At 70.2% G+C, this 18,466-nt stretch carries 16 protein-coding genes; 3 read left to right on the top strand and 13 right to left on the bottom strand.

Annotated elements, in window-relative coordinates:
* Nucleotides 1-10: 10 nt before the first annotated feature.
* Nucleotides 11-1,270 carry a serine hydrolase domain-containing protein gene (locus VT85_RS02075; protein WP_068409762.1) on the bottom strand — a complete coding sequence of 420 codons (1,260 nt, stop codon included), beginning with the start codon at nucleotides 1,268-1,270 and terminating at the stop codon, nucleotides 11-13.
* A 445-nt stretch (nucleotides 1,271-1,715) separates the two neighbouring features.
* Here VT85_RS02075 and VT85_RS02080 point away from each other — a divergent pair, with 445 nt between their 5' ends.
* Nucleotides 1,716-4,103, top strand: a complete 2,388-nt coding sequence (locus VT85_RS02080; protein ID WP_082858291.1) for an FG-GAP-like repeat-containing protein — start codon at nucleotides 1,716-1,718, stop codon at nucleotides 4,101-4,103.
* Between the two features lie 82 nt (nucleotides 4,104-4,185).
* Nucleotides 4,186-5,628 (top strand): hypothetical protein, encoded by a 1,443-nt coding sequence (locus VT85_RS02085; RefSeq protein WP_156512626.1) that lies wholly within the window; start codon nucleotides 4,186-4,188, stop codon nucleotides 5,626-5,628.
* 25 nt (nucleotides 5,629-5,653) lie between these two features.
* On the opposite strand, the gene VT85_RS02090 is transcribed toward VT85_RS02085, so the two are convergent.
* The 8 genes from VT85_RS02090 to VT85_RS02125 all read right to left on the bottom strand — a co-directional run bounded on the left by VT85_RS02090 (nucleotide 5,654) and on the right by VT85_RS02125 (nucleotide 13,902).
* Nucleotides 5,654-6,763: a redoxin domain-containing protein gene (locus VT85_RS02090; protein WP_068409763.1), complete on the bottom strand. Its 1,110-nt coding sequence runs from the start codon at nucleotides 6,761-6,763 to the stop codon at nucleotides 5,654-5,656.
* Between the two features lie 121 nt (nucleotides 6,764-6,884).
* Complete coding sequence (locus VT85_RS02095) at nucleotides 6,885-7,451, bottom strand: hypothetical protein (protein WP_068409766.1); 567 nt, start codon at nucleotides 7,449-7,451, stop codon at nucleotides 6,885-6,887.
* A gap of 24 nt (nucleotides 7,452-7,475) precedes the next feature.
* Nucleotides 7,476-7,859 (bottom strand): CoA-binding protein, encoded by a 384-nt coding sequence (locus tag VT85_RS02100; protein WP_068409768.1) that lies wholly within the window; start codon nucleotides 7,857-7,859, stop codon nucleotides 7,476-7,478.
* 190 nt (nucleotides 7,860-8,049) lie between these two features.
* The gene (locus VT85_RS02105) at nucleotides 8,050-9,198 is read right to left on the bottom strand and encodes a PD40 domain-containing protein (RefSeq protein WP_068409769.1); all 1,149 of its coding nucleotides are present in this window, start codon (nucleotides 9,196-9,198) and stop codon (nucleotides 8,050-8,052) included.
* Nucleotides 9,199-9,203: 5 nt separating this feature from the next.
* A complete protein-coding gene (locus VT85_RS02110; RefSeq protein WP_068409770.1) occupies nucleotides 9,204-10,157 on the bottom strand; it encodes a M56 family metallopeptidase in 954 nt (317 codons plus the stop codon).
* Complete coding sequence (locus VT85_RS02115; protein ID WP_068409773.1) at nucleotides 10,154-10,561, bottom strand: BlaI/MecI/CopY family transcriptional regulator; 408 nt, start codon at nucleotides 10,559-10,561, stop codon at nucleotides 10,154-10,156. The genes VT85_RS02110 and VT85_RS02115 overlap by 4 nt, the downstream gene beginning before the upstream one ends.
* 189 nt (nucleotides 10,562-10,750) lie before the next feature.
* Entirely contained in the window at nucleotides 10,751-12,634 is a 1,884-nt protein-coding gene (sppA, locus tag VT85_RS02120; RefSeq protein WP_197491048.1) for a signal peptide peptidase SppA, read from the bottom strand.
* Between the two features lie 182 nt (nucleotides 12,635-12,816).
* Nucleotides 12,817-13,902, bottom strand: coding sequence for a PA0069 family radical SAM protein (locus tag VT85_RS02125; RefSeq protein ID WP_068409785.1), 1,086 nt, complete (start codon nucleotides 13,900-13,902; stop codon nucleotides 12,817-12,819).
* A 500-nt stretch (nucleotides 13,903-14,402) separates the two neighbouring features.
* On the opposite strand from VT85_RS02125, the gene VT85_RS02130 reads away from it, so the two are divergent.
* On the top strand, nucleotides 14,403-14,828 hold the full coding sequence (locus tag VT85_RS02130; protein ID WP_068409786.1) for a hypothetical protein: 426 nt from the start codon (nucleotides 14,403-14,405) through the stop codon (nucleotides 14,826-14,828).
* 118 nt (nucleotides 14,829-14,946) lie between these two features.
* On the opposite strand, the gene VT85_RS02135 is transcribed toward VT85_RS02130, so the two are convergent.
* The 4 genes from VT85_RS02135 to VT85_RS28175 all read right to left on the bottom strand — a co-directional run bounded on the left by VT85_RS02135 (nucleotide 14,947) and on the right by VT85_RS28175 (nucleotide 18,450).
* A complete protein-coding gene (locus VT85_RS02135; RefSeq protein WP_068409787.1) occupies nucleotides 14,947-15,174 on the bottom strand; it encodes a hypothetical protein in 228 nt (75 codons plus the stop codon).
* Between the two features lie 37 nt (nucleotides 15,175-15,211).
* Entirely contained in the window at nucleotides 15,212-16,291 is a 1,080-nt protein-coding gene (locus VT85_RS02140) for a DUF1559 domain-containing protein (protein WP_156512628.1), read from the bottom strand.
* 162 nt (nucleotides 16,292-16,453) lie between these two features.
* Nucleotides 16,454-16,729 carry a hypothetical protein gene (locus tag VT85_RS28170; RefSeq protein WP_068409791.1) on the bottom strand — a complete coding sequence of 92 codons (276 nt, stop codon included), beginning with the start codon at nucleotides 16,727-16,729 and terminating at the stop codon, nucleotides 16,454-16,456.
* Nucleotides 16,730-16,746: 17 nt separating this feature from the next.
* Nucleotides 16,747-18,450 (bottom strand): Bcr/CflA family efflux MFS transporter, encoded by a 1,704-nt coding sequence (locus VT85_RS28175; protein WP_197491049.1) that lies wholly within the window; start codon nucleotides 18,448-18,450, stop codon nucleotides 16,747-16,749.
* Between the last annotated feature and the right edge of the window lie 16 nt (nucleotides 18,451-18,466).

The raw sequence follows: 18,466 nt of genomic DNA on the forward strand, positions 1-18,466 counted from the left end.
GACCCAGGGGTCAGCCCGTCGCGAAGGAGGCCTGGTAGCGGCCGATGAGGGCGCCGACGGCCTCGTCGCAGGCCTGGTCGCTGGTCCCTCCCCCCTGGTTGGCGGCCACGAGCATGCCGAAGTCGCGGGCCGGGGCGAGCCAGACGGTGGCGAACCACATGGTGTTGCTCCCGGAGTGGTTCAGGGCGCGGCCCCCGGCCCAGGGGCGGTCGGCGGCCATCCAGCCGCCGGCGTAGCTCGTGCCGGGGAGGGGCGTATGGAGGTCGCGATAGGTTTCCGGGCGGAGGAGCTTGGCCCCCTGGCGTTCGCCCCGCAGGTGGGCGAGGGCGAACTTGGCCCAGTCGGCGATCGTGGAGTGGACGGTTCCGGCCGGTCCCATCACCTCCGGGTTGTCGTGTCGGATCGCTTCGAGCTTGCCCCGGACGAGGTGGTGGCCGTAGGGGGCGTCGTCGTCTCGCGAGGAGCGGTCGGAGCCCGGCGGGCCGAAGCCGGCCGAGTACATGTTGAGCGGCTCGAAGACGCGAGCCCGCATCAGGTCTTCCCACGTCGCGCCGGTGACCTGCTCGGCCATGAGCCCGGCCAGGACGTAGCCGGCGTTCGAGTAGCTGTAGGCCGTCCCCGGTCGCGATTTGGGCGCGACGGAGCAGAGATCGACGAGGGCCGCGTACCGCTTCTCGGTCGGCGTCCGGCCGGGGAGGTTCCACCAGTCGCCGTCGTGGGGGAGCCCCGCGCGGTGGGTCAACAGGTGGGAGAGGGTGACGTCCCGGAAGTCCGGGTGCAGGCGGTCGGCGTACTCCGGGAAGACCGCGGCGAGGGTGCTCGACGCCGTCAGCAGCCCTTCCTCGAACAGCGTGCCGAGGAGCGTCGCCGTCATCGCCTTGGTGCAGGAGCCGAGGTGGACCAGGTCGTTGATGCGGATCGCGTCGGCCTCGTCGACCTTGCGGACGCCCGTCGCGCCGATCGAGACGACGGCCGGCCCCTTGAGGATCGCGCCGATCATTCCGGGGATCTTGTGCCGGCTTCGGACCGTCTCCAGGAGGGCGGCCGTCTGGGGGTCTTCCGGGAGCCGGACCTCCCAGGGCTCCAGAACCGGGCGAAGCGCGTTCCGTCCGGGAGTGGGGGCGACGGGCCTGCGGACGTCGCGTCGGACCGCTGACCTGGCGGGCTCCTGACCCCTCGCCCCTGACCATGCTCCCGAACCGAGCGACCCGGCGACGGTCGCCGCCATACCGGACGCCACCGACTTCAACCAATCGCGACGATGCCGCATGCTCCGCCCTCCTGATCCAACCCTCCCGCTCTGTTCGCATCGGCGGGATCGACGCTCGTTTGATCAAGCATAGATCGCAGACGAGCGACCGGCAACCGGCGCGGATCGGGATTCCGCCCGGGGTGGGCGAGTCGCATCGATCCGACGGAATAGTCGGACGCGCCGCCTCGGTTCGCGGATTCCGGTCGCGTGCGGCGTCCCGAGGCCGCCGATGTTGAGGCGAATGGACCCCGGGATCGCGCGGGCCGGACGCGGCTGCTCTGCGCGGGATCGAGCCTTTCGGCGCCGGCGGGGGGAATTGTCCCGACTTCGCGATTACAATGATCGGCCGGAATCCACCGGGGACGGGCCTCGGCCGCGATCCGGAGGCGGTCCGCCCCCGGTCGAGGTCGGCCGGGCCGGCACCCCGCCCTCCCCCGGAACCGACCTCGACCGGAGATGACGGATGGCCACGACGTCGGCCCGCCTGCGATGGGCTCTGGGACTCGCCCTGGCGCTTGCGACGCGAGTCGCCCCGGCGCAGGACCTGGAGCGCCTCAAGTACAACAACCCCGGGCTCGTCGTCGACCTGGGCGTCGGCCTCTGGGCCTGGCCCCTGCCGATGGACTTCGACGGCGACGGCGACCTCGACCTGGTGGTCAACTGTCCCGATAAGCCATACAACGGCGTTTACTTTTTCGAGAACGCCGACGGGCCGACCTCGAAGACCAAAACGCCCGTCTTCAAGCCGGGTCGGCGGATCAGCAAGGGGTTGCAGAACGTCCAGGTGAGCTACGTGGACGGCGCCCCTCGCGTCCTGTCGCCGGGGATGGAGCATCCCGACTTCCTCAAGTCCGGCCTGGAGCGCGGGGTGAAGCTCGACCTGCCGGCGAACGTCCATCCCAACAAGGTCCGGGGCAACTTCTGGCGGTACGTCGACTACGACGGCGACGGCAAGCTCGACCTCGTCGTCGGCGCCGACGACTGGACCGACTACGGCTGGGACAACGCCTACGACCCGACCGGCAAATGGACCCGAGGCCCGCTCCGCGGCTTCGTCTACGTCGCGCGAAACGTCGGTGATATCGAGAAGCCGCGATATGAAGACCCGTCCCGGGTCACGGTCGAGGGCAAGCCGCTGGAGGTCTTCGGCTGGCCCTCGCCGAACTTCGCCGACTTCGACGGCGACGGCGATCTGGACATCCTCTGCGGCGAGTTCCTCGACGGCTTCACCTACTTCGAGAACGTCGGCTCGCGGACCAGGCCCGAATACGCCCCCGGGCGCAGGCTCAAGCGGGATGACGGCTCGCCGCTGGTCATGGACCTGGAGATGATCACGCCGACCGCCGTCGACTGGGACCTCGACGGCGACCTCGACCTGATCGTCGGCGACGAGGACGGCCGGGTGGCGCTCGTCGAGAACGCCGGCGGCCTGGCGGCCGACCGCACCCCGCGATTCCTGGCCCCGGTCTACTTCCAGCAAGAGGCCGACGACGTCAAGTTCGGGGCGCTCGCCACCCCCTTCGGCTTCGACTGGGACGGCGACGGCGACTACGACATCGTCTCGGGCAACACGGCCGGATACGTCGCGTTCATCGAGAACCTGAGCGGCCCGGGCGTCGCCGCGCCCCGATGGGCCGCGCCGAGGCGGTTGGAGGCCGACGGCGCCGTGCTCCGCATCATGGCCGGGCCGAACGGCAGCATCCAGGGGCCTTGCGAGGCCAAGTGGGGCTACACCACGCTGACCGTCGCCGACTGGGACGGCGACGCCCTGCCCGACCTCGTCGTCAATTCGATCCTGGGCCGGGTCCAGTGGTACAGGAACGTCGGCACGCGCACCGCGCCGAAGCTCGCGGCGGCGCGGCCGATCGAGGTCGCCTGGACGGCCGAGCATCCTCAACCCCACCTGGCCTGGGGCTGGCTCCGTCCCGAGGGGGACGCGCTCCTGACCCAGTGGCGGACCACGCCCGTCGCCGTCGATTGGAACCGCGACGGGCTCGTCGATCTGGTGATGCTCGACCAGGAGGGCTATCTGGCGTTCCTCGAACGCGCCCGTCGCGACGGCGGGCTCGTCCTGCTCCCCTCGCGCCGGGCCTTCCGGAACGAGTCGGGCGAGCCCCTGCGGCTGAACGCCAAGTCCGCCGGCGGCAGCGGTCGACGCAAGCTCTGCGTCGTCGACTGGGATCGAGACGGCAAGCTCGACCTCCTGCTCAACGCCGCGAACGCCCTGTTCTACCGCCAGGAAGGCGAGGCCGACGGCGGCTGGACGTTCCGCGACCAGGGCCTCCTGTCGAGCCGGAACATCGAGGGGCACGACGTCAGCCCGACGGTCGTCGACTTCGACGCGGACGGCGTCCCGGACTTCCTCGGCGGCGCGGAGGACGGCCGGTTCTACTTCCTGCCCAATCCCGCCTCGAAGGACAGAACGGCCATGCCGGCGATCGAGGGGGACCCCGCACAGGACGTCCGCGACGTGCTCGCGCGCCAGGAGGCGGCCTGGAACGCGGGCGATCTGGACGGCTTCCTGACGACCTACTGGAACTCGCCCCGGCTCGTCTTCCAGTCCGGCGGCGCGAGGACCGAGGGCTTCGAGGCCACCCGCGATCGCTACCACGCCCGCTACAAGGCCGAGGGCCGCGCGATGGGCCGGCTGGCCTTCTCCGGCCTCGAAGTGGAGACCCTGGGCCCCGACGCGGCCCTCGCGCGCGGCGGCTGGCGGCTCGTGCTTCCCGACGGCGCCGAGCCGCACGGCCTGTTCACCCTGATCCTCCACCGATTTCCCGACGGCTGGAAGATCGTCCACGACCACACCTCCGCCGCCGACCCCGGCCCCGCGCCGGCGGAGAAGCCCTGACCTGGCGGCCTGGGATCGTCGTGAATCGCCCGGCGGCCGTGGCGGTGGTCATGGCCTTCTCCTTTCCAACGGGACCGACGCCATGAACGCCCTGCTGCCCCTGCTGCTCCTCGTCGGCCCCTTGCTTGGCCAGGCGCCGATCGACGTCGGCGATCGGAAGCAGCTCTTCATCGACGACCGCTTCATCGCGGAACGCGACCGGGTCGAACTGCGAGCCAACCCGCCGCGGAAGCTCGGGTTGATCCGGGACGAGGCGGGCGAGCCGTTCCAGGGCCACGTCGCTCGGGTGATCGAGGACGGCGGCAAGATCCGCCTGTACCTTGGCGCCGAGGACGTCCGCGTGCTGGAGAGCGACGACGGGGTCCACTTCCGGCGAACCGACGGGAAGCTCCCCGGCGGCGGCACGTTCCCCACCATCTTCCTCGACCCGCACGAACGCGACCCCGCCCGCAGGTACAAGCTGTTCCGCCTGGTCTTCAGCCCGCCGTTCGACCCGGCGACGCACGGCGTCTACGCGAGCTACTCGGCCGACGGCGTGAACTTCACCGAGGTCGGCCGCGTCCTCCCCTTCTTCACCGACAATCCGCCCGTCGTCCACTGGGACGAGCGGATCGGCAAGTACGTCATCTATACGAGAGCCCTCTCCTACGTCTCGGAGAACCAGCGCCGGATCGGGCGGATCGAGACCGACGACCCGCTCAAGCCCTGGCCTTACCGGAAGACGGACGACGACCGCATGTTCTTCTCGACCGAGAACGTCCCGGTCGTGCTGGCCGCCGACGAGGAGGACGACCCGCACTCGGACATGTACTACAACGCGTCCGCGATCTACCCATGGGCGCAGGACGTGTACCTCATGTTCCCCGCCCTCTTCCGGCATTTCTCGCCGGAGCGGAACCCGTACGTCCGCCCACGCGTGCCGGGCCAGTGGGAGGACTACGGGATGCTCGAGGTGCAACTCGCGGTCAGCCGCGACGGCGTGAATTGGTCGCGGCCGGGCCGCTCCCCCTACATCGCGACCGGCCTGGCGGACGAGTGGGACCGGTGGTACGCGGTAGCGGGGCCGGGAATGGCCCGCCGGGGCAATTATCTCTACCAGTACTATTATTCGAGCGGGCGGCTGCACGACTCGGCGATCCTGCGAGCCGAGTACGACGACTCGGCCAAGCAGCTCGGCGGGGTGGGGGTCGTCCAGCAGCGGCTCGACGGCTTCGTCTCGGCCGACGTCGACCACAAGGGCGGGTGGCTGCGGACCCCCGCCCTCGTGTTCCGCGGCGATCGGCTCCGGCTCAATCTCGACACCGGCGCGATGGGGACGGCGTTCGTGGAGATCCAGGACGCCGAGGGCCGGCCGATCCCCGGCTTCGCGCTCGCGGACTGCGAGGAGATCGGCGGCGACTTCGTGGACCAGCGCGTGTACTGGAAGGGGAGTCCGGACGTCTCAACCCTGGCCGGCCGGCCCGTCCGCATCCATTTCCAGCTCAGGCGGGCGAAGCTGTATGCGTTCCAGTTCACCCGCGAGTGAGCCCCCTGCCGGCGTCCCGATCCGATCAGTACGTCCGGCCGAGCTTGGAGACGATGGCGCGACGGACTTCCAGAGGGTCGATTCCGCCGGCGCGGCGATAGACGACCTCGCCGCCGGGGGCGAGGATCAGGGTGTAGGGGACGGGGCCGGGCCACTTGGGATCCAGCGCCTCGGCGAAGGCGTCGCGGTCGTCCGAGTTCAGGATGAAATTGGCGGCCGCGACGTGCTTAGCCTTGAGCGTTTCAAGGGTCTGGTCCTTCTTGGCCGGGTCGTCCAGGCTGATCGTGACCAGCCGGAACGGCCGGCCTCGATACATCCGGTTCATGGTGACGAACTCGGGGAGTTCCTGGACGCAGGGGCCGCACCAGGTCGCCCAGACGTTGACGACGGTGTACTTGTCGGTCTCGTTCTTGGCGAGTTTGGCGACGCCCGCCAGGTCGATCGGCTCGATCGTCACCGGCTCGGCGTTCCAGGTCTCCAGCGACTGCTTCGCGTCGGCCTGCTTGTCCGCCCACTTGGTCGAGCAGCCGAAAACGCGGGTGATCGGGGTGGGGACGGGCGTGCCGGCCAGCACGGCCTCGACGGCGTTGATCGTGTCGTGGGACTTGGGGGGCTTGACCTCGCCGTCGTCGAACCGGCCGTGATACCGCAACTTGCGGTCGGCGTCGAAGACGAAGACGTGGGGCGTCGCCAGCGCGCCGTAGGCCCTGGCGGTCGCCTGGGTGTCGCCGTCGTAGAGATACGGGTACGGATACTTGTGATCGCGCGCCCGGATCTTCATGTCTTCGAACGAGTCCCCAAGGTCGGTGTATCCGAGTTCGTCGAGCCGGACGGCCTTCGGGTCGTTCGGGGAGATCGCCACGACGGCCACGCCCTTGTCCTTGTAGCCCTCGTGCAGCTTGTCGAGCCGCCCCTCGTAAGCCTGGGCGGTCGGGCAGTGGTTGCAGGTGAAGACGACCACCAAGGCCTTGGCCCCAGCGTAATCCTTGAGCGAGTGGTCCTTGCCGTCGACCCCGGGGAGGGTGAAGTCCGGGGCCGTCGCGCCGATTTCCAGGGGCTTGAGGTCGGGCGGATCGGCCGAGGCCTGGACGCAGGCCAGGAGGCCGAGGGCGATCGTGAGGCACGTCGATTTCATGGCGGGTCGCTCCCGGAGACGTCGTGGCATCATCGGTCGGGTTCGCACGTCGTCCCGCGACGCGCGAACTCGTAGTCTGACCGACTCGCACACGCCCGGCAAGACGCCGTCGCGATCGCGATCAGGGGTGGGGCCGGGGGTACGGCATCGGCACGGGGAATCCCACCGGCGTCGAGGGTTGCAGGAACCTCATCGGCACCGCTGGGAGATAGGGCGACGGCGCGAACGGCCCCTCGATCGGGACCAGTCGGGACGTAAGCGGCCTTCGCGCGACGATCCGCCGGGGCGGGGCGCCGTCGAGGAAGACCCCCTCGGCCGCGGCGGCGGCCAGCAATTCGCGATGCACCACCGCGCCCACCTTGCGGATCTCCGTCGGCCCCTTCTCCCGCGCGAGGTCCACGTCGCGGACGGCGACCTCGTATCCCGGATACTTCGCGGCCATCAGGGCGACCCAGGCGTCGACGGCCGGGGTGTAATCCCCCTTGCGGACGTCGTACACCTGGTACCGGAAGCTCTCGATCGGCCGGGTGCGATCGAACCAGGCGACGACCTTGTAGTCGGCGTGCGGAACGTCGGCCTGGGGAGCGGTCGCAGTTGCGGGCGCGGGCTCCTCCCCTCGGATCGGCGCGGGGGCGACCAGCGCGACCCCCAGGGCGAGCCCGGCGAGGGTGCGGATTGGGTTTCTCATGGGCGGCTCCTCCCCTCGTGCGGATCAGAGGCTGTGCGGGTCCTCGCCCACGTCCAGGATGCTGCACGCCTGGATCGTCTCGATACCCAGCTCCTCGGCCCGCTTCAACAGCTCGGGAGACTCGGCCCCGGGGTTGATCCAGACCTCGTCCACCTGCTTGTCGCGGATCTGGTCGAGGATGCGGATCCCAACCTGGGGCGGGACGTAGAACGAGACCCGATCCAGGTGGTCGCCGGGAATCGACGCCAGGTCGCGATAGGCGGGTACGCCTTCGATCGAGTCGAGCGTTGGGTTTATCGGGAAGACCTCCCAGCCCTGGGCGACGAAGGCCCGCACGGCCTTGTTGCCGAATTTCGAGCGATCCGAGCTGGCTCCGACGATGGCGATCTTCTGGCGAGGGGCGGTCATGCGAGAACCTCCGGCGAGGCGGGTCGGCGAGTCAGGGCGAGAGCCGCCCGAGTTTCGCGCCGACCACTCGTACTATTCTAGGGGCTCGGACGTCCGGAGGCGCGTCCGAGCCCATCGGTGGGCGTGACTCCGTCGTGCGGGTCTGGTCTCCGCCGATTCGGGGCGATCTTCGTGACCCCTCGCCTGGGCGTCAGCTCCAGTCGAGCCCGTTGATCCAGCTGACGCCGGGGATGTTCAGCCGTCGCGACCGCCTGGTCTCGACGTCGATCAGGATCACGCGATCGAGAGTGTGCTCGCCGTGGATCAGGCGAGAGGGTTTCCCCTCGACGTCGACGCTCATCGCCCTCAGCGCACAGGCCAGCAACTTCCCGTCGGGAGACCAGACGACCTTGCCCGGCGTGAGCAGGACGTCCGGATCCTCCTTCGTCTCCTCCACGACGATCTGCTGCGGGCCCCCCTCCACGTCGAGCACGCGGATGTCGTTCTTGCCGCGGTCCTGGTGCAGGTAGGCGATGCGTCGGCCGTCGGGCGAGAACCGGGGGTAGACGTTCAGGCCGCCCCCCTCGGTGAGTCGCCGTTGCTCAGAGCCGTCGGGCCGCATCAGGTAGAGCTGGTAGCCGCTCCCGATCGGCGGGTGGCGATCGGAGACGGTGACCAGCCATCGGCCGTCGGACGACCAGTCGTTGACCTCGTCGGTCTCGGGGATCGGCAGCCGGACCGGCTTCGAGCCGTCGAGGTCGAACCGCCAGGTCTCATGATGGGCGGGGTCGGGCTCTGCGGGATTGAACCATTTGACCACGATCAGTTGCCGGCCGTCCGGCGACCACGAGGTCACGCCGCCGAAGTCCGCCACTCGACGCGGCGGTCCTCCCGCATCCAGGTCGAGCGTCCAGACGCCGACGTTCGGGACGTCCTGGTTCGGCCCCGTCCGGCCGGCGCGGATCAGGGCGAGAGTCTTCCTGTCGCGAGACCCCCGGACCCAGGCGCCGGTGATGGGGTTGGGGATGCGTTTGCGATCGCCCGTCGAGGGATCGACGGCCCAGAGCCCGTCGAGCGCCTCGTCGTAGCGGCTCCCCGTGCTGAAATTCGCGTTCAGATAGATCGTGCCAGGTCCGGCCGGTCGTGGCTCTGCGGCCTGGGCCGACGCTCGCCGCAGCGTCGGCAAGGCGCAGGCGGCCGCGCCGGCGGCGGCGAGCTGCAGCCACTCGCGCCTCGAGACGTCGCCACGCGCGGCAAGCGTCTCCGGGAGCCGGCCCATCCGTCGCTTCCAGAAGGTGCTGAGTTCCGGCGAGCCCTCGCCGCCCAGCGACGAACTCCAGGGGCCATAGACGTGAGACATGGCGCTTACTCCTCCGGGTTCGGGGAGGCGGCCGAAGCCGCCGGGATCGCGAAACGACGAAGCGACGGCAGGGAGACCACTTCGACCAGCGTCGAGGCGTAGGCCGCGGCGTCCTGGCCCGCCAGGTCCATCGCGGCCCGGTCGCAGGCCAGTTCCCGCTCCAGCAAGGCGCGATAGGCGACGTAGCGGGCCGCCGGGTGGACGACGTACACGACCCTGGCAAGGGCGGGGAGCCAGTCCCACAGCAGGTCGCGCCGCCGGAGATGCTCCAGCTCGTGCAGCAGGACGGCCCGCAGAGGCTCCCCCTCGAGCGCGTCGGCGAGGCGAGGCGGCAGGACGAGGATCGGGCTCCGCGGACCGCAGACGAACGGGGAGGTCGCGGCGTCGAGTTCCACCACCCCGGGGACTCTTCGAAGGCCGAGCCTGCCCGCCAACTCCTCGACCAGGCCCAGGAGGCGGGCGTCCGACGTGGGCGTCGCCCGCTCCAGGGCGAGGGCGAGTCGACGGCCCTGCCCCACGAGCGCCCCGACGCCCGCGACGACGCCCAGGCACCAGGCGGCGAAGAGGGCCGATCGCCAGGAGGTCGCCCCCTTCGCGGCGGGAGCGGACGCGACGGCCGGTCGGTCCGGATCGAGGCCGAGCCCAGGCGGCCGTCGACCGAAATCCGGCGCTGGGTCCTCGCTCGCCGGGACGGCCGGGCCCGCCGACGGCCTTGAGACCGTCGGCTGAGGCGGGAGAGGCGGGGAGAGCCAGACCACGACCCACAACGGCATCAGGAGGAGCTTGAACGACGCGATCCGCCAGAGCCAGCAACGAAGCGCCGGCGAGGCTCGTCGGAGGCCGGCGGCGACGATCGCGAAGGCGGCGACGACGAGGACCGACTGCCACGCGACCGCCCAGGCCGTCTCCGTCCAGGCCGTCGCGGCCCGCTCGAACGACGCGAGGAAGGAAGCCGTCATGCCCCCCCCTTCCCCCGCCCCTCGATCTTCCGGGCGATCGCGCGGAGCGCCTCCAGATCCTTGGCGGTGAGCCCGTCGGCGTCGGACTCCGCGAGAAACGCGGCGAGCGGCGCGCTCGAACCCCCCAGGGCCCGCTCGACGAACCGGCGGATCAGGGCCGGCAGCACGCGCCGCTCCTCCACCACCGCCCGGTATCGGATCGGGCCCCGACCCGCCTCCGCCTCACGGACGAGCAGCCCCTTCTCCTCCAGCCGCTGCATCGTCTTCAGAACGGTCGTCCGGGCCACCGGCCGCTCGGCCTGCACCAGGTCCCAGACCCGACGCTCCGTGCACGGCTGCTCCCGCCAGACGTGGCGCAGAACCTCCAGCTCCAACTCCCCCAACGACGGCATCGGCTCGCTCATCACCCCCTCCTCGGGTTTTACGACGGCTGTCGTCAACACCTGGATCTTACGGCGGCCGTCGTAGAAGTCAACGCGCGATCGCGGACGTTCGCGGAATTCGGGCCGGGGGCGTCGACGAAAAAACGCCGCGCGCGACGGGGGTCGCGTGCGGCGTCGGGGTGGCGTCGCAGGGGAGCCGACCGGATCGGATCAGCGGCCGAGGCCCAGCTCGGGCATCATGGCGACGACCCCTTCGCGGCGGATCAGTTCGAGGCGGCCGAGGGCGAGGCGGACGGCCCCGGCCCGGATCGGGTCGAGGGCGGCGAGCATCGGCGCGGCCTGCTCCAGCAGGATCGAGCGCGGGGGGGCCAGGCCGACGAGGCCCTTGCGATCGTCGTCCGCGTCCGGCTCCACCAGCTCCTCGATGATCGTCCGGGGCTTGGGGAGCGTGCGAACGTCGAAGTCTTCCAGGTTGGCGGCTCCGGCCGCATGACGGACGGCGTCGTGGAAGCCGCCGAGCTTGTCGATCAGGCCCAGCTCCAGGGCCTGCTTGCCGGTGTAGACGCGGCCCCCGGCCAGGTCGTCGATCGGCTTCTTGAGCTTGGCGCCGCGAATGGCGACGACGTGGCCCTTGAACTCGCCGTAGATTTCATTCATATATTCCTGCATCTTCTGCCTCTCGGCCGGGGAGAAGACGTCGGCCGAGGCGAGCATGCCGGCGTTCTGGCCGCGACGGTAGGCCTTGAAGGTGACGCCGAGCTTGTCGTAGAGCTCGCCGACGGCCATCTTGCCGCTGACGACGCCGATCGAGCCGGTGATGGTCGCCTCGTCGGCGAAGACGGCGTCGGTGCCGCAGGCGACGTAATAGCCGCCGCTGCCGGCGACGTCCCCCATCGAGACCACCAGGGGCTTCTTCGCCTTCACGCGGCGGGTGGCGTCGAGGATGATCTCGCTGGCCAGGGCCGAGCCCCCCGGCGAATCGACCCGGAGGACGACCGCCTTGATCGCGTCGTCGTTCGCCGCGTCGTCGAGCGCCTTGCGGATCGTCACGGCCGCCGCCTCGCCGTCCTGGAAGACGGCCATACCGCCCGATTTGGCGAGCACGATCGGGCCGTCGACGTAGACGACGCCCACGGCGGGCTTCTTGGCGTCGGTCTTCGACGCCGCCAGCACCTCACCCAGGAATTTGAAGAGGCCGAACGGCGAGGTGGCGTCGAGCTTGGGCTCGGCCTTCTTGCCGTACTTGCGGTCAAAAACCACGTCGTCGCCATACGTCTTCTTGAGGTGGGCCTCCAGGTCCTGGCGATGCTCGACGACGTCCACCACGCCCAGCGCCCTGGCCTTCTCGGCGGTATGCGGGCCGCTGTCGATCCAGGCCCGCACCAGCTCGGGGCTGGCCTTGCGGCCGGCGGCGATCCGACTGACCATCGTGTCGAAGAGGCTGTCCAGCAGCCAGTTCTGCATGGCCTCGGCCTCCTTGCTCGGGCCGTCGCGCAGGAACATCTCGGCGGCGCTCTTGTAGTCGCCGCAGGTGAGGAAGTCGGGCTTGACGCCGACCTTGTCCAGCAGGCCGCGAAGATAAGGAGCCTCGCCGTAGATCCCCGTGATCCAGAGGTCGGCCGTGGGGACCACGCTGACGCGCGAGGCGCCGCTGAGGAGGACGTACTGGCCCAGGCTCCCGACCGTGTCGGCGTGGCCGATCACCTCCTTGCCCGCCGCCTTGAGGCGGTCGAACGCCCGGCGGATCTCGGCGACCTGCGCGGCGCCGACGCTCGGACCTTCCAGGATCACGACGACGGCCTTGACCGCGGGGTCCTTCGCCGCCTTGTCCATCCGCTCGATGAGCGTCCAGAGCGGCGTCGAGGTCTCTCCGCCGAGGTTCAGCACCTCCTCGCGAGGCGTCTCCTTGACCGCGCCCGAGAGCCGGAACACGGCCACTCGAGGCTTGGGCGGCTCGGGCTTCTTCTCGGGCTCGGGCTTCCCGGCCGCGGCGTCCTGGGCCGTCGCCCGCGGCGTATTCCAGGCTTCCGTCCCGAGGGCGGCGGCCAGCGCCACGGCCAGGGCGAAGTGGTGGCGACTTCGAATGCTCATCATGGGGGTCGTCCTCGTCGCTCGTTCGGGCCAGCCCATTTCGCGGACGCGGCGTCGCGCGGGGGCGGTCGGTCGGGTATTCGTCGAGCCCGGCCGATTCTTCGGCCCGGCCCTCGCGATCAATGGTAGGCGGGGGCGACTGCGCAAGGCAATCCGGCGTTCACCCCCCCCGCTCTGCCGTCCGGTCAGTCGAACAACCGAAGCTGACCATCGCGCTTCGCGGGGCGCTGGAAGGCTTCGGCTGTGACCGGCCAGGGCTGGACGTTGAGGTCGAGTCGTCGGCAGGAGGTCTTGAAGACGCGGGCGATGACGTCGGCGATCGGTCCTTCGCCGCGCATCCGGTCGCCGAACCGGGCGTCGTAGAGCTTGCCCCCGTGCATCGAGCGGATCCGATTCAGGACCTTGGTTTTGGCGTCGGGGCGATGACGTTCGAGCCAGTCCTCGAACAGCGGGGCGACGGCCATCGGCAGGCGGACCGGGACGTAGCCCGCGATACGGGCTCCGGCCTTGGCCGCCGCTTCGAGGATCGCGGGCATCTCGTGGTCGGTGAGGCCCGGGATCACGGGGGCGACCATGACCCCCGTGGGCACGCCGGCCTCCGAGAGCGTTCGGATCGCCGCCAGCCGCCCGGACGGTCGGCTCGTGCGGGGCTCCATCTCGGCCGCCATCGCCGGGTTGAGCGTCGTGATCGAGACCAGCACGCCGGCCGCGCGATGCTTCGCGAGGTCGGCGAGCACGTCGACGTCGCGGGCCACCAGGCGGTTCTTGGTCACGATGGTCACGGGCTGGCGATACTCCGCCATCACCTCCAGGCAGGCGCGGGTGAGCCGGAGCTTCCGCTCGATCGGCTGATAGGGGTCGGTGACCCCGCTCATCGAGAGAACCCGCGGACGCCATCGCGGCGAATCCAGGGCCGCCCGCAGGAGCGCCGGGGCCTCGCGCTTCACCAGGATCCGGGTCTCGAAATCCAGGCCCGCCGACAGTCCCAGGAATTCGTGCGTCGGTCGGGCGTAGCAGTAGATGCAGCCGTGCTCGCAGCCACGATACGGGTTGATGCTGGCCTCGAAGCCGACGTCGGGGCTCTGGTTCTCGGCGATGATCGAGCGGGAATGGTCTTCGAGGAACTCGGTCTCGGGCCGTCGCAGCCCTTCCAGGTAATCGGCGTCGTCCTGAACCGTTTCCAGCTCGATCTCGTGGTGGACGCGATCGAACCGATTCGGGGGGTTGAAACCGGCCCCTCGGCCCTTGGGGGGGATCCGTTCGCCGCTCATGATCTGCCACCTCGCGATTGATCCGACGCTCCGAGTTCCATCCCAACACGCGCCTTGCCTCCCGGGGCGAGCCAAGTCTATCGCGCAGGGTGACGCATGTACAGTAAATTGCTGGAGGTACTCGGAGCGACCGAGGGCGGTGGTCGACCGAGGGTCGGACTGGCAGTCGACGGCCCAGGGCGTTCGTGGCCGAGGAAGGCCCGGGGGGACGGCCATTCGGGTGGTGGAATTTCCGGGATTGGCCGATAATATGAGAGTGGCAGCGACAAGTTGCCTCGATCGCGCCGTCGTGCATCCCGCTTCGCGGGGATTGGCGCCCGATTTGTTTGAAGAGAATTGTGAATAGTGGGGCCGAGATTTCGCGGCCAGGCCGCGCGGCTTCGCTCCCGTGTATCTCCCGGTCCCCCGCGGACGCATTTCGTGCCGAGGGGAGGACGCGTCATCCACCCTCGGTCGTGGGGGGGGCCGCGGAAATACTCGAATCGAGAGGGGCCATCGCCATGAAGCATCTCAAGACAGTGGGGCGATTGATTTCGACGTCGGCCCTCGCGGGGCTCCTGGCCCTGGGCGCCGAAACCTCGGCCCGCGCGCAGCAGGCGGTCGCCGGCGGGACGCCGGGCTGGAGCGGGTACGCCCCGGGCTACGCGTGGGGGAACACCGCCCCGAGCGTGGGGGGCTTCGCGCCGCAGACGTCCGCGCCGGTCTATGTGTATCCGCCGGGCACGGGCTGGCAGGGGTACGCCCCGGGGACCGCCTGGCAGGGGTATCGCCCGTCGACCGCCTGGCAGGGGTACACCCCCGGCGTCCAGGGCGCGGTGAGGTCGGCCCCCGCGCCGCGATCGGCGATCAGCTCGCGGAACCGCGAGTACGGCTCCGGGCGCAACGTCCACATGCACAAGCCCTGGCTCCCCTCGGCCCCGCGCTGAGGCCCCGACGCGGCGATCGAATCGAGCGGCGGAAACGACGACGGCCCCGGCGAATCTCGCGATTCGCCGGGGCCGTTCGTCTTTCAGGCGGGGGGACCGAGAGGACCTCGGTCGGCGATCAACGCTTCCTGGAGGCCTTGGACGGCGTGGTCTTCTGGCCTTCGGCCCGCTCCGCGTCGGCGACCGCCTCGTCCTCGGCCTTGACGCCCGAGGCGTCTTCGGCGCTGAGCGGCGGCATCTCGCTCGGGTCCTTGAAGGAGGTGCGCTGCTGCTCGCCGCAGCCGGCGAACAGGATGATCGAGCAGAGGGCGAGGGCGGCGAGGGTCAGGATGTTCAGGCGGGACACGGTGGGAGTTCTCCGGTTCGTGGCGAGTCTCGGGGGATCAATACTCGTCCGAGCTCAGGACTTCCATGTCGTCGATGACGGTCAGCTTGCGGAACGTGGTGGGGTTGACTGAGTACTTGATGAACCGGACCGAGCCGTCGCCGAGGAGGGCGTTGAGGCCGCCGGGGTGGGGGCCGCCGAACTGCCGCCGCCAGAGGGTGGTGCCGGTGTCGGGCTTGGACGGGCTCTGGCAGACGCCGTTGTAGGCCGGGGCCTCGTGGTCGGGGAGCGGGAAGAAGTGCCAGCGGATGCAATCCTCGTCCCAGCCGCTGTTCTGCCAGCGTTCGTTGTCGCCGCCGTCGGCGCCCAGGGTCTTGACGGGCACGCTCTTCTCGGCGAAGACGATCGAGTTCGAGGTGCCGTCCTTGAAGTCGCCCCAGTAGCGCTTGGCGCCCTTGCCGGCCCAGACGATGGCGCCCTTGTAGCCGCCGCGGTTGCCGCGGTTGGTCTCGCTGTCGCGCCAGTCGCGGATGCCCCGAGCGGGGGTCATGCCGTTGGGGGCTCCGGGGACGAACATCTTGCCGTCGCAGCCGAAGTATTCGCCCTGCATGAAGCCCGCGCTGCCGGCGTAGTCGTTCCGGGAGGTCGCGGTGATCGGGTTGGATCCATAGCGGCTGTTGTTCCGCCGGGTGGGGCAGAGCAAGCCGGGGACGACGGTGGCCGCGACCTGGATCTCGCCGTTCAGCGCGGGGTCCTGCGGGGCCGGCATGGTGAAGTTGGCCAGGTTGTAGAGGGCCTGCTGCTCCATGTAGGGCAGGATCTTGAAGAACTGGTTCCAGCCGTTGGGGGTGGTGGCGTTGCAGCAGACGTCCTTGGTGTCGTACTCGGCCGCGTTGACCGTCGGGTCGCCGTCGTACGGTCCCTGGGGGAGGTGGCCGTTGGCGCTCTCGAAGTTGGCCACGCCGAGGCCCATCTGCTTGAGGTTGTTCGTGCACTGGGCGCGGCGGGCGGCTTCGCGGGCGGACTGGACGGCGGGCAGGAGCAGCGCGATCAGCACCGCGATGATGGCGATCACGACGAGGAGTTCGATCAGCGTGAAACCCGGGCGCTTGGTTCCGGTCGGGCGGGGCGAAGACACGATTTCCTATCTCCCAGCAAATCGACCCGCCGCGAGGGCTCCACAAGGAGCGCGACGAGCGGGCCTGCAAGACTTCGGCTTTGCGTGGGGGCATCCTAACGGGCCGTCGAGAAGGCCCGATGCCGCTCGGATGAAGCTTGCGAGAAGATGGGAGAGAGTTGCTCAGGGGCCGCCGGAGGCCACGGCCACGGCCAGGTTCGCCGTGCTCGCGCGTCGGCGTTCGACGCCGCTGGAGACGACCAGGGAGGCCGTCGCGCAGGCGGCCATCGTCAGCGCCATCGACCGGGGAGTGCCGTCGCTCATCGTGCCGACCGCCGCGCCCGCCGCGGCGCCCACGGCGAACTGGAGCGCCCCCAGCAGCGCCGAGGCCACCCCCGCGTGATCGGGGAACGGGGCCATCACGGCGGCCGTGGCGTTCGGCAGGATCAGCCCGATCATCGACAGCGAGACGAAGATCAGGGCCAGGAAGGCCGGGAAGCCCCCGCCCCGGTCCAGGCCAGCGCCAGCAGCCCGACGCTCGCCGCCGCGTTCGCCAGGGTCGCCCCCCGGAGGATGGCGTGCGTGTCGAACCGTCGCGAGAGCCGGCGATTGACCTGCGCCGCGCCGATCAGGCCGATCGCGTTGCCGGCGAAGACCACGTTGAACGCCGTGGGCGAGAGCCGAAAATGTTGGAGGAACATCGAGGGCGCCGCGGTGACGTAAGCGAAGATCATCCCCAGCGCCAGGCTCGACGGCACGGCGTACCCCAAAAACCGGCGGTCGACGAAGACCATCGCGTAGCGAGGCAGGATCGCGGCGGCCGGCTCGCGGTCGCGACGCTCCTCGGCCAGCGTCTCGGGCATGTCGAACAGGACCCCCACGCCGCAGACGCAGGCGAAGGCGGCCAGCGACCAGAAGATCGACGGCCAGCCCCCGAACGTCATCACCCACGACCCCAGCGTCGGCGAGATGATGGGCGCGACCCCGATCACCAGCATGAGCATCGAATACACCCGCGCCGAGTCCGCCTCCTCGAACGAGTCGCGGACCACGGCCCTCGCCACCACCATCCCCGTCGCCCCGGCGAGCCCCATCACGAACCGGGCCAGGATCAGCGCCTCGATCGACCGCGCGAACGCGCAGACGACCGACGCCGCCGCGAACGCCGCCGCCCCGTACAGGAGCGGCCGACGTCGGCCGACCCGGTCGGAGATCGGCCCGCAGATGAGCTGACCCACGGCCAACCCGGCGAGGAACAGCGACAGCGTCAGCTCCACCCGGCCGCCGTCGGCGTGGAGATCCTCGGCGATCCGGGGGAACGCCGGCAGGTACATGTCGATCCCCAGCGGACCGAACGCATCCAGCAGGCCGAGCAGGATGATGAAGCGAAGGCCGGGGATTCCCCTCGCGCCCGAGGGGCGATTCTGCGTTTCGTCGTAAGGCATCAAGAAGTCTTCCGGGCGGGAGTTCCGCGGCGAGCCGTGGGAGAGCGATCGGCGGGGTTTCGGGATCGAAGATTGAAAAATCTTAGGGGGGTCGGCAAGGGGGCGGGCTTCAGGACTGGGGGGCCGGCGTTCGCGGAGGCGGGGGCGGCGGGGCGGGAGGACCGGCAGGAGGGCGCGGAGGGCCTCGTCTTCTTCCGGCGAAAGTTCCGCCCAGGAGCCGGGCTGGAGCCCTTCGAGGGTGACGCCGCCGATCGACCAGCGGACGAGTCGGAGCGTGGGATGGCCGACCGCGGCGGTCATCCGGCGCACCTGCCGGTTCCGGCCTTCGCGGAGGGTCAGGCGGATCCAGGCCGTCGGCACGTTCTTGCGGAATCGGATCGGGACGGGGCGTTCCGGGAGGTCCGGGGGCTCGTCGAGCACCTCGGCCTCGGTGGGACGGGTCGGGCCGTCCGGGAGCGTCACGCCGGTCCGGAGCGCCTCCAGCGCGGCGGCGTCGGGGATGCGCTCGACCTGGACGAGATAGGTCTTGGGGTGCTCGTGGCGGGGGTCGGTGAGGCGGTGGGCCAGCCCGCCGTCGTCGGTCAGCAGGAGCAGGCCCTCGCTGTCTCGGTCGAGCCTCCCGGCCGCGTAGACGCCCGGGACCGAGACGTGATCCGCCAGCGTGGGCCTCCCCTGCTCGTCGGTGAACTGGCAGAGTACGTCGTACGGCTTGAACAGCTTGATCGTCTTGGGCATGGTCGGCTTCCCGGCG

The organism is Planctomyces sp. SH-PL62 (assembly GCF_001610895.1).
Taxonomy (GTDB): Bacteria; Planctomycetota; Planctomycetia; order Isosphaerales; family Isosphaeraceae; genus Paludisphaera.